This window comes from Chitinophaga sp., assembly GCF_035564935.1.
Lineage (GTDB): Bacteria > Bacteroidota > Bacteroidia > Chitinophagales > Chitinophagaceae > Chitinophaga.
The window spans coordinates 1-11765 of record NZ_DATMTE010000975.1 but is presented as its reverse complement, the minus strand read 5'-3'; the positions used below and the strand labels follow the sequence as shown (position 1 = coordinate 11765).

The window sequence follows — 11765 nt, the reverse complement described above, 5'->3', positions numbered from 1 at the left end:
TTTATTGAAAAGGCATTTCAATGGGCGCACGAAGCCGACCCGGAGGCATTGTTGTTTTATAATGACTATAACGAAATTAATCCTGTAAAGCGAAAGAAAATAATACAGCTGGTGAATGGCCTGGTTAGTAAAGGTATACCGGTTCACGGGATTGGGTTACAAGGGCACTGGGCAATCAATGAGCCCACTAAGGTGCAGCTGGAAAATACTTTTAAAGATTTTTTACCACTGGGTCTGAAATTACAGATCACTGAATTTGATGTATCCGTTTATCCAAAAGAGCATGAGATGCGGGCAAGACAGAGGGAAGACAGTGCTGCAGCGTTTACTCCTGCCAGAGAGCAACAGCAGATCGAGCAATTCAGCATGTGCTTTGAAATATTCAGGAAATACAGTAATGTTTTAACGGGCGTAACCTTTTGGAATATATCCGACAGGCATAGCTGGCTTGATAATTTTCCTGTGCGTGGCCGGAAAGATTATCCACTTTTGTTTGATAAGGATCTGCAGCCTAAGAAAGCTTTTTGGTCGGTAGTAGAATTTTAGATGGAACCAAAGCAAAAGGGCTGTCATGCTATCCGTGGCAGCCCTTTTGCTTTTTAGATTAGTGTACAGGTTGTATATTTACCGGGTATTTTTTAATCGCCCTTTATGTCATTATTATATTCTTCCGCTATACCAACTGAAAGCGTAACAGCGATAGAAGCAGCATTAATAAAGGTTTTCAATACTACCGATGTTACCAGCATTTCTTTACTTGCAGGCGGACTATCGGGTGCTGCTGTTTATAAAATTGTGGTGGGCAATCAGCCTTATGTGCTTAAACTGAATGCAGCCAATAATACTGCCGCATCTACTGATAACCTGGCACTGGCAGCGGCTGCCGGTATTGCACCTTCGTTGAAATACGAGGATAAACCGGCGGGTATTGTGATCAGTGATTTTATAGATAACCAACCGGTGCGCGCTACTTTTGCTCCTGATAAACTGATAGAGAAACTGGCAGATGCTATTAAAGCGGTTCATGCAATACCGTTTAATGGCGAAGGGAAAGATCTGTTTGAAACCGTAGACGCGCTGATTGAGCAGTTCAAAAATGCTAAACTGCTTTCGGGGCCATTATTTGATGAATGCTTCCGGTATTATGAAACCATAAAGTACAGGTATCCCCGTACAGCATCGGACAAGGTGTTTAGTCACAACGACCTTAATCCAACCAATATTTTAGGTGATGGGGAAAGGATCTGGATCATTGATTGGGATGTAGCCTATTTAAATGACCGGTATGTGGACCTGGCCAATGCCGCCAATTTTTTTGTACAAACACCAGCGCAGGAACACGTATTGCTGAATACATATTTTGACCATGTTGTTGATGATCATAAAATGGCTCGCTTTTACGTGATGCGCCAGGTTTGCCGGATCATTTATTCCTTGCTGATGTTTCAGCTTGCGGGGCAGCAAAAGCCTGCCGGGTATACGCATGACCAGGAAATGGAAGGTATAGATTTAAGAGCGTTTGGCAGTTTAATGGCTTTGGGTAAATTATCACTGGCAGAATATGAAGGGCAGTTAATGTATGGGAAGGCCCTGTTTAACGAGGCGGTTCAGCAGATGCGTACACCCCGTTTTGCAGACGCTATGGCGCAATTTGAGTAGGCTGGGGTTATTCGGTTGGCTCCCATAATTCAATTTTGTTTCCTTCAACGTCCATGATATGAACAAACTTGCCGTAATCATAGCTTTCAATTTTGTCGACAATGGTAACGCCTTCTTTTTTAAGTTCCTCCACCAGTTGCTCCAGGTTCTCTACCCTGTAATTGATCATGAAGTCTTTGGCAGACGGGGCAAAATATTTCGTTGTTTCTTCAAAAGGGCTCCACTGTGTTACTGCTTTCTTTGTGCTGTCTGCGCCTTCATACCATTCAAAGGTGGCGCCGTAATCGTTGGTGTTTAAGCCAAGATGTTTTTGATACCAGTCTTTCATTTTGTTGGGGTCTTTGCATTTGAAGAAAATACCGCCGATGCCTGTTACTTTTTTCATTTTTGTAGCTGTTTTGTTTGGTGGTGTTATGATGGTATTGAAGGTGAAACCAGCGCAAAATGCCGCTGCTGTTATCAGGGGTAGTAAAGTCGCTTTTTTCATGGTTCCTGTAAATTAGGGATATTTTTGTTCATTATCTGGCTATCAGAATTTTTCCTACTTTCATGGCTTAATTACAGCTATTTATACCTATATGCACCTGCTTTTCCGGATCACGCTGATCTTTTGTCTTATTTTGTTTGTTAGCTCAACAAAAGCAGCCATCTTTATTGTCACCTCTAAAGCGGATGCGGGACCTGGCACTTTGCGCGATGCCATTAACCAGGCTAACGCAAATGGTACTACCGTTGTGGATTATATTCATTTCAATCTTCCCGGTTCTTCGGTGGATGATCGTACTATCAGGATAATAGCAGAGTTACCAGCACTGTCATCCAACATCGAATTAGATGGCACTACGCAGCCAGATGCTGCATTTGGCATAAGTGACGCGAAAATAAGGTTACTAAAGGAGAATTACTTCTCGAATGGTAATTTTTTTAATATTCTCTCCATAAGGGATGCGGAGCATGTAAACATTTATGGTATAGACCTCGAAATTCCTCCCGGATGGTTTACCAGCGGCGGATACTGCCTTAATATTACCGAAAGTAGCCACATAACCATCGGCGCACCGGGAAAAGGAAATGTTATGAATGCATCAGACGGGCTGATATCCAGTGGTGTACAACTTACGCAGGGAAACGCTACTGATTTGCACATTGCATATAACCTGCTTGGTGTAAATCCGGATGGGGTAAGCATCCCGATCTATATGATTTCTTATCCTTCTATAATACTGTGGGGGACTGGTAACGTAGAAATGGATCATAACCAGATATGTGCCTATACGCGTATTGAAGAGTATTACAGCGCGCTGGTTCCCCTGGGCAAACGTAACTATAATGTGCATGACAATATTGGTGGTGGCGATTATACAGGAAGCAATAAAATTGGCAACGCTTCATTTACTATTACCACTTATCCTAGAACTGATATTACAGGAGATAATGCGATCGAGGTGAAAAATAACCATATACTGGAAGGATATTTTGCGTTAGGAGGAGGATACGGTACGGTTTTACTACAGGGGAACAAGATAAATACAGATGTTACAGGCGCCATCAGAACAGGGAGGAGCTATGCTAATTTCAGCGTAGAGCTATTCAGGGTAAAAAGTGCGTTTATTGGTGGAAACCAGCAAAGCGAAAAGAACTATATATCCGGTTTGTTTGGAGGAGTATCCTGTTCGTACGATGACCATGTTACGATTTCAAAGAACAGCTTTTTCTGTAATGGGAAAGGTATTCAATCAAAAGAAACCGTTTTTGTTGAATCTTTTACAGGAACAACCGTATCAGGCACAAGTGAAGCAGATGCTGTTATTGAAGTATTTGATGCAGATAATTGCTCCGGTACGCAGGGTGGTTGCGAGGGTAAGGTATATCTTGGCCGTACAGTGGCTGACGCCGGCGGTAAATGGTCTTATTCAGGCGCTTTGCCGGAAAATGTAGTAGTGACCGGTACCAATAAGGAAGGTTCCACTTCTGAATTTACCAGGGCTACTATAAATACGGAAAGAATAGAGGTAACGCCTTCCTTTTGCGGAAAACCCGGTAGTATTAAGGGGATTGCGGTAACCGGTGCTGTTGTGATTCAATGGGAAGATGCTTCGGGTAATATAGTGGGACGCGACGCCGAGCTGCCGGCTATACTACCGGGCACATATACACTATGGGCAAATACAAATAATAACCCTCATGGTAAATGCGCGGTGTCATCTTATATCGTTACCATTTTGGATGTAAAGCCCAGCCTCACAAATGAACAGATGACCCTTGTAAAGCCCTGTAACGATAATAATGGCGCTATATCCAATATCACAGATCATGCAAACGCCTACACAAAGCAGTACAAATGGCTGAATGAAAAAGATGAAATAGTTGGAACGGGACCAGATCTTACCAAAGTTCCCGCAGGTACTTACCGTTTGTACGCTTATATAACGGACGATTGTTTTGCAATATCAGCTCCTATTGTGCTTACCAATCAACAGCCGCCTTCCATTAACCAAAGCTCCGCCACTGTTACAGCAGCCACCTGCAGTAACAGCAATGGCGCCGTTAGCGGGATAGATATAACGGGTATAATGCCTTATACATTCAGGTGGTTGAACGAGGCGGACAATGTAGTTAGTACTGGCCTGGAACTGAAAAATATACCCCAGGGGGAATACCGCCTGGAGCTGACCGACAATTCCGGCTGTGTGCCTGTAATGGGCACTCCAATAGAGGTCGATGATATTGGAACTATCAGCTTGGATGCTGCGAATATAAAGATTACGCCTGCTGGCTGTGGCGGGCAAGGCGGCGCTATCAGCGGGTTGCTGGTAGCAGGAGCTGATACTTATACCTGGCGTAATGAGGCCGGTAGTATGGTGGGAACCAACATTGAGCTGAAAGATATCCCCGAAGGCAATTACCAGTTAACTGCTACCAACAACTTCTCCTGCAATGCACAAACAATGTGGTATAAAATCAGCAAAACACAGCCCACCCAATGGTTGGTACAGGGTGAAATACAATTTCCCACCTGTAATGAAACGGATGGTGCAATATTAATAAACAATATTACGGGCAATACCATCAAATCGTTAAAATGGGTGAATACCGCTACCAGCAACGTAATAGGCACTGACAGGAATGTAATGAACGTTGGCCCGGGAAATTATGCGTTGTACATTATTGATGAAAACGACTGCGAGCAACTGGCATATACAACCGAGGTTCCCCAGCGCAGGGGGCCATTGCTATCAGGCCCCCCAATGGTTACAGATGAAACCTGCGGGCAGGCCAATGGAGGCATCCAGGCGCCGGTTATTACCGGGGAGGGACCATTCAGATACCGCTGGACAGATGAAAATGGTGTTGAAAAAGGAAACGGAACGGAATTGAAAGGAATAAAAAAAGGAGCATTTACATTAACGGTAACAGACAAATATGGCTGCGTTGTAAATTCAGGCATATTGAATGTGAATAATAACGCCAGTGCACTTCCTGCTCCAGGGGATCTCTATTATATCATTGCTAAGGGACAGCCCCTGGAATTAAAGTGGTCTTATTCTACAGCTGTTGTATTTACCCTGTATGCAGACCCGGGCTTAAACCGTAAAGTGAATGAAAATAATACGGGAGTATTTACGCTGCCTCTCCAGTTTGCTGATACGAAGTATTATGTAACAGCCAGCATGGATATTTGTACCAGTACCATAGCAACCGCTTATATCACGGTAGTAGATAAAACGGACGTATACATTCCAACAGCTTTCAGCCCTAATGGAGATGGGCAAAATGATATATTCAGGCCCCGTTATACAGGAATTGTATCTATAGACTATTTTAAAGTATTTGACCGCTGGGGGAAATTAGTTTTTTCGTCCAATACCCTTGGCGCCGGTTGGGATGGCCAGAGATCACCCATGGGAAGCTATATTTATGTTATAAGTGGCAAGGACTTACTGGGAAAAACATTCCTTAAGCGAGGCAGCGTATTATTGATTCGGTGAAATAGCACCACGTAAATTGGCTTACATCTTCACCTCATACCTTAACTCCACACTATTATCATTCAATTTCTTCACCTCCAGCAGTGCCAGCTTATACTCCGCATCAACTTCCTCCATTAAAGGCAATCCCTTACCAAACAGCACCGGCTCTACCACCAGGATGAGTTCATTCACCAATCCGGCTTTCATGAAAGCGCTCACCGTTTGCGTGCCGCCAATGATCACCGCTTCCGTATGCCCTTTGGCGGCGAGTGCTGCAACAATCGCTTCGGGGTTGTTACTGGTGAACAGTACGTTGGGTTGGGCAGGCGTAGCTTTGGTATCATGTGTTAACACCACCAGCGAACCTTCCTTCAGGGGCAGGTAATCAGGCGCCAGTATGTTGTAGGTGGTTTTCCCCATGATCACGGCTTGTGTACGCTGGCTGATAGCCATAAATCCCTGGCCGTATTCCGGCGATAACCAATCCGGTACATTCCTGTTATTGCTGATCATTCCATTGGCGGAAGCTGCGAGATAGATAATTATTTTCATCTTGTTTAGTATTGTTGTTATGATACAAAAATACTTTGCCCGGTTAAATGAGAGGCGCCCTGTAAACGACAATCTCCGGGCGATTTGCGACATTATAATGCAGAAGCCGCGTGCGTTGTAATAAATAAACGCCGGGACATATTATATACCCTATTGTTTTTGCCCGTAAACAACCAGCGAAGCTTTTGCCAATGTGGCAAAGTGCATGTTAAAACCCACATAGGGAGGCGTCGCATTTGTATCCAATTCCAGTTTTTTACTGAGCGCGTATACCGTGATCAGGTAACGGTGTGCGGGGCCCTCATTGGGTGCTGCGCCAATATAACCGGGCATACCGGCATCGGTATTGCTTTGTATGGCGCCCTCCGGAAGGAGGTGTTTGCCGGGATCGCCGGCGCCGGCCGCCAGCTCGCGGATATTTGGCGGGATATTGAAAACTACCCAGTGCCAGAAACCGCTGCCGGTGGGCGCATCAAGGTCGTATACGGTTACCGCAAAGCTTTGTGTTGCCGCGGGGGCATGTTCCCAGTATAGTTGGGGCGACTGGTTCTCCCCGTTAAAACCCATACCATTTGCATATTGCTTGTTGGAGAGCTGACCGCCAAGCTCATTGCTTTTTAATGTAAATGTGCTGTTTTCTGTTGTCATGGTCTTTTTCATTTTGTTTGAATTGTTATCCAAAGGTAGATGTAAAGACCGGCGCCAAAGGATGGGCAACCGTTCAGAAAATGTGGCTAAACGTTCAATTTGTTAGCTGGTATTGCTTGGGGGTTATACCGTAAACCTGTTTAAAGGACTGCACAAAACTGGACAGGTTTTCATAACCAAGTTCATAATAGATCTCGTTCGCTTTGCAATCGTTTTGCCGCAGCATTTTAGCGGCTCTTTCCATCCTTTTTTCCAATAGCCACCTGTTGGGACTATTGCCGTAAATGCGGGCAAACCTGCGTTTGAAGGTAGACAGGCTCATGTTACATAAAAAGGCCAGTTCCTCCACAGTGATATTGTTGCTGATATGCGATGTAACAGCCTGCCGTACTACCAGGTCGTCGCCGGTTGCAGCGTTCATGTTCCTGATCTGCTGTATCTGCCCGGGGTATTGTACGGCAAGATATAAGAACAGCTCTTCCAGTTTCACTTTTTGCAGATCATGATATACTGGTTTATCGCTACTCAGCATATAGTCGAGCGAGCGGGTGAAATTTACCAGGAACTCATCTTTCTCCAATAACAGGAATGGGCGGTTATCCGGTTGTTTGGCCGGTTCGCCGGTCAATGCAGCATGATGGGTGAAAAAGTCTGTCAGCAGTTTACTATCGAAGAAGAAAAGAATACTATGGTAATCTGCATTTTTTGCAGCAATCTTTTCGCTCATGAGACAATTCCCCGCAGCCAGCATTACAAACTGGTGAGGCTTTACAGTCACCTGTGTACCTGCAAAATGAACCGTTTTTTCGCCGTCCAGTAAGAAGGTGAACAGGTTTTGCTGCAGCATTATCCTGCCCCTGGCAGGAGGAGTGGCCGTGCGGTAGCGGAGAAGAGAAGTAGACCCGTTGTCACCAACCGGCGCTATGGCATATCCGTTCATAAAAAATCATACGATAAAGTGAAGTAAAGTTAGCGAATTGCCGGGTTATAGTATTTCTACATATCCGTCCGTTCCGTTCACCCGGATCCTTTGCCCATCTTTTATCAGCCTGGTGGCGTTTTCTACTCCCACAACGGCGGGTAAGCCATATTCACGCGCAATAACAGCTCCATGCGTCATCAATCCGCCCACTTCGGTGATCAGCCCTTTGATGGACACGAACAACGGCGTCCAGCTGGGATCAGTAAAGGTGGTCACTAATATATCGCCCTCTTCCAGGGCCGCATCGGCCATATCTAAAATCACCCGCGCGCGGCCTTCTATTACACCGGAGGAAACCGGTAGGCCTGCAATAGCGCCGGCCGGTAAATGCTCCTGGTTGTAGGCGCCGGTAATAATTTCCCCGTCGGATGTGATCACCCGCGGAGGAGTGAGCTTTTCATATTGCTGATAGTCTTCTTTCCGTTGATGGATAAGCTGGTAGTCTACCTGATGGGTACGTACCACATCCCGTAATTCTTCAAACGTGAGGTAGTATATATCTTCTTTTTCATGGATAACGCCGGCTTTCACCAGTTGTTCCGCTTCTTTGAGCAAAGCCTGTTTGTAAACTAAAAAGCGGCTGATCTTACCATATTTTGGATATTCGCGATAACCAATAAAATTCCGCATATAGCTGATCAATTGTTTTGCTTCTTCCACCTTTTGTTCACCCTCCGGCAATTGCTTCAATTTGTTTAGCAGTTCCTGTTCTTTTGCCAGGGCTTCCTGTTTTCCCTGTTCAAATTTCCGCCGGCTGGCGTTGGGCGCAAAGTTTTTGATATTGCCGAGGATCATGGGAAGCAGCGTAGTTGGTTGTTCGCTCCAGCGGGTTCTGGTAATGTCAATCTCCCCGCTGCAGCGCATACCGTATTTATCAAGATAAGTGGTGATGGCTTCGCGGACTTCCTTTCCTCCCTCAAACTTTACCAGCTCTTCCAGGAAGCGATCGTCTTTTACCTGCTGAAGATACGCTATGATGGCAGGATACGGGCGAATCACATCTGCTACATCCAGCAAAGCCAGGCCCATTTCCGAAGTGATATTATTGTCTACTGATTGAGAAAGTATATCTGCCACATTTTTCTCTCCCAGCCACGCGTTCATTTTTTCATTGATAAATGAGTGAGCATCCATGGCCGTCAGGTACACTGCTGAACCCCGCGGATTAAACAGGACCTTCTTTAATTCCTGGATATCTTCCAGGATAAAATCGAGCAGCTCCGGCCCGGATTTCGGTTGGATGTTTTGTTTCAGCGTTTCTATAGAGTCCAGGGAGTTTTTGATTAGCCCGGTAACAATGGCAGGATCGTTTTCAATCCGGGGCTGAAAATCGGGCGTAGCGGCAAATTTACTGAGGTTAGCGGAGGCTGGTGTATTTTTATCCTCCGGAGATGATTTAATAAAACCTTCCCTCGCAGTTACGTTCAGCAGCGCACCTCTTATAAGCGGGTCGGATTTCCCCAGCACATCAATCATTATTTTCCTGTCGGCAGCAGAAGCAAGGTGGTGGGTAACATCCACAAACAGCCTGCCGGCGGCGGTACGCATAGGCGCCGGTGTAACTAACAGGAAGAAGGATAATCCCAGCGGCTTCATGGCGTCGGTCATCATCTGGTTATGTCCTACGGAGATGTATACACGATTTTCCCCATCGCCGGCTGCGGGGACAGGAAATAAGGTGGTGATGGGCCGGCTCTGGACAATATAAAATATATCATCTGCCAGGCACCATTCAATATCCTGGGGAGTACCAAAATGCGCCTCAATTTTCCTGCCCAGCTGTTCCAGCTGCAGGATCTGCTTATCTGTGAGGGTTTGCTGCTGTTGCTGTGCCGGCTCAATCGCCTGCTCATGCGTGCCTCCATTCTTTAAGGCATGGATCGCCAGCTTCTTGGCCGCTATTGTTTTAGCGATGATGTTGCCGTTGCTTACTTTATAGTTGTCGGCGTTTACCAGGCCGGACACCAGGGCTTCGCCCAGCCCGAAGCTGGCATCAATGGATACTACTTTCCTGTTAGCCGTAAGGGGATCAGCAGTGAACAGGATGCCCGCGGCTTGCGGAAATACCATTTTCTGTATTACCACGGCCAGGTATACCTTACGGTGATCGAAGCCGTTCCTGAGCCGGTAAATAACCGCCCTTTCCGTAAACAGGGAGGCCCAGCACTTACTGATATGCCGCAGGATGGCTTCTTTCCCGGTAATGTTCAGCCAGGTATCCTGCTGCCCTGCGAAAGAGGCCGTTGGCAGGTCTTCCGCGGTGGCGCTGGAGCGTACTGCATAGGCATCCTGCTCTCCAATCTTTATAAGATATTCCTCCAACGCTCCGGCGATATTCCCGGGAATGGGTATATTTTCAATGGTGCTGCGGATCTTTGCACTGATGTTGCTGATGGGTTCCCGCTCTTCGGCCTTCAGCGCGGCTAATTCATCCAACAGGCTGTTAAGCGCTGCGTTATTCCCGGTTATTGCTTTATAGGCATCGGTGGTAACGCAAAAGCCTTCCGGTACCTGTATGCCGCTGATCCCGGATAACTCGCCCAGGTTGGCGCCTTTGCCGCCTGCGGCCGTAAAATCTGATCTGTCTGTTTCCCGGAAAGAAAGCAAATATTTGTGCATGATGATGGGTTTTATAGATGAGCAGCGCCAAAAATACAAGGTATCACCTGGGAAAACATCGTTTTTAAACTATATTTTTTTTCGCACAATAATGATAAGAGGAGTGGCGTTTTCTTACAAAATAGTGGTGTTTTATAGCGTTTTTGACCCGTTGCCCCTCCATGATCTTCCCATGCTTTCAACAGCTGTTACAAAAGACGTCTTCATTACAGGTAACATGCGTTTTGCGTTTTCCCGGATGTCAGCTACCAGTTGACTTTTTTATTACATTTGACAATTAATGACAATCTGCTGGAAGAAGGACCGCTTGCACATAAGGTGCTTTAGAATTGAGAAAAAAGATTAAAAGACAAACAGGACATGGATGGTAAGTCATTAAACATAACGGCCCACTTAATCGCAAAGTTAAAAGATATTATCCCCGGCGCTTTTTCGGAGGATAAACTAAATATAGATCAGTTAAAGCAGCTGCTGGGTGAAAGCATCAACCCCGACAGTGAACGTTACCAGTTGAACTGGGCCGGTAAAAGCGAAGCGTTTAAGATGCTGCAATTACCTGCTACAGCTACTTTGGCGCCGGACCTCAACGGGTCTGTGAACTGGGACAAAACAGAAAATATATTCATAGAAGGAGAAAATCTTGAAGTGTTGAAAGTGTTGCAGAAATCTTATTATGGAAAGATAAAGGCCATATGTATAGATCCTCCTTACAACACCGGCTCCGATAGCTTCATCTATCCTGATAAATTCTCAGAAACAAAAGAAGCATACTTCAAAAGGATTAAGGAAAAAGATGAAGAAGGCTTCATGATGAAAGAAGGATTGTTCCGCCCAAACAAGAAAGAGAACGGGCAATTTCACTCCAACTGGTTGTCGATGATGCTTCCCCGGCTTTTCCTGGCAAAGAATCTTTTGAGTGACGACGGTATCATCTTTATCAATATTGATGATAATGAACTGGCGAACCTTAAGATCTTAATGGATGAAATTTTTGGAGAAGAGAATAAAGAAGCCATCATCACCTGGAGAAGAAGACATAACCAACCGAATGATAAGTCAAAAATGATTTCGAAGGTAGCCGAGTATATTGTTGTTTATGCTAGAAATTCGGAGATCCTGAAAAAGAAGAATACATTTTATGGTATCCCGCTTTCTGAAACAAGACAAGGGAATTATTCCAACCCCGATAATGATCCGCTGGGTCCCTGGGATTCCAAGCCCTGGAAAGCGGGATCAGGGCAATCAGGTTCTAAATATACCATCACCACTCCAACAGGTAAGGTGTTGAATGAAGAATGGATGGGCGCCGAAAGCACTTACAAACAATTGCTGGC

General features: G+C 45.5%; 9 protein-coding genes. 4 read left to right on the top strand and 5 right to left on the bottom strand.

Going from position 1 to position 11765, the window contains the following annotated elements:
• Together VN105_RS25335 and VN105_RS25330 are read left to right on the top strand one after the other, a co-directional pair.
• Window positions 1-546, top strand: a 546-nt coding sequence (locus tag VN105_RS25335; protein ID WP_325645506.1) for an endo-1,4-beta-xylanase, incomplete at its 5' end; no start/stop codon positions are given.
• 105 nt (window positions 547-651) lie between these two features.
• Entirely contained in the window at window positions 652-1659 is a 1008-nt protein-coding gene (locus VN105_RS25330) for a phosphotransferase (RefSeq protein WP_325645504.1), read from the top strand.
• A gap of 7 nt (window positions 1660-1666) precedes the next feature.
• Here VN105_RS25330 and VN105_RS25325 read toward each other — a convergent pair whose 3' ends face one another.
• Window positions 1667-2146, bottom strand: coding sequence for a VOC family protein (locus VN105_RS25325; RefSeq protein WP_325645502.1), 480 nt, complete (start codon window positions 2144-2146; stop codon window positions 1667-1669).
• A gap of 91 nt (window positions 2147-2237) precedes the next feature.
• Here VN105_RS25325 and VN105_RS25320 point away from each other — a divergent pair, with 91 nt between their 5' ends.
• On the top strand, window positions 2238-5648 hold the full coding sequence (locus tag VN105_RS25320) for a gliding motility-associated C-terminal domain-containing protein (RefSeq protein WP_325645500.1): 3411 nt from the start codon (window positions 2238-2240) through the stop codon (window positions 5646-5648).
• A 21-nt stretch (window positions 5649-5669) separates the two neighbouring features.
• Here the strand turns inward: VN105_RS25320 and VN105_RS25315 are convergent, their stop codons facing one another.
• The 4 genes from VN105_RS25315 to ppsA all read right to left on the bottom strand — a co-directional run bounded on the left by VN105_RS25315 (window position 5670) and on the right by ppsA (window position 10431).
• Window positions 5670-6182 (bottom strand): dihydrofolate reductase family protein, encoded by a 513-nt coding sequence (locus VN105_RS25315; RefSeq protein WP_325645498.1) that lies wholly within the window; start codon window positions 6180-6182, stop codon window positions 5670-5672.
• Window positions 6183-6332: 150 nt separating this feature from the next.
• Window positions 6333-6842, bottom strand: a complete 510-nt coding sequence (locus VN105_RS25310; RefSeq protein WP_325645496.1) for a YbhB/YbcL family Raf kinase inhibitor-like protein — start codon at window positions 6840-6842, stop codon at window positions 6333-6335.
• 82 nt (window positions 6843-6924) lie between these two features.
• The gene (locus VN105_RS25305; protein ID WP_325645494.1) at window positions 6925-7770 is read right to left on the bottom strand and encodes an AraC family transcriptional regulator; all 846 of its coding nucleotides are present in this window, start codon (window positions 7768-7770) and stop codon (window positions 6925-6927) included.
• Between the two features lie 45 nt (window positions 7771-7815).
• On the bottom strand, window positions 7816-10431 hold the full coding sequence (gene ppsA, locus VN105_RS25300; protein WP_325645492.1) for a phosphoenolpyruvate synthase: 2616 nt from the start codon (window positions 10429-10431) through the stop codon (window positions 7816-7818).
• A gap of 360 nt (window positions 10432-10791) precedes the next feature.
• Between ppsA and VN105_RS25295 the strand changes: the two genes are divergently transcribed.
• A partial coding sequence (locus tag VN105_RS25295; RefSeq protein ID WP_325645490.1) for a site-specific DNA-methyltransferase occupies window positions 10792-11765 on the top strand: 974 nt, incomplete at its 3' end.

What these genes read in the sequence shown, in the direction of transcription:
- VN105_RS25305 (WP_325645494.1), bottom strand. Translation starts at nt 7,770, where the DNA reads ATGAACGGATATGCCATAGCGCCGGTTGGTGACAACGGGTCTACTTCT.
- VN105_RS25320 (WP_325645500.1), top strand. Translation starts at nt 2,238, where the DNA reads ATGCACCTGCTTTTCCGGATCACGCTGATCTTTTGTCTTATTTTGTTT.
- ppsA (WP_325645492.1), bottom strand. Translation starts at nt 10,431, where the DNA reads ATGCACAAATATTTGCTTTCTTTCCGGGAAACAGACAGATCAGATTTT.
- VN105_RS25310 (WP_325645496.1), bottom strand. Translation starts at nt 6,842, where the DNA reads ATGAAAAAGACCATGACAACAGAAAACAGCACATTTACATTAAAAAGC.
- VN105_RS25315 (WP_325645498.1), bottom strand. Translation starts at nt 6,182, where the DNA reads ATGAAAATAATTATCTATCTCGCAGCTTCCGCCAATGGAATGATCAGC.
- VN105_RS25330 (WP_325645504.1), top strand. Translation starts at nt 652, where the DNA reads ATGTCATTATTATATTCTTCCGCTATACCAACTGAAAGCGTAACAGCG.
- VN105_RS25325 (WP_325645502.1), bottom strand. Translation starts at nt 2,146, where the DNA reads ATGAAAAAAGCGACTTTACTACCCCTGATAACAGCAGCGGCATTTTGC.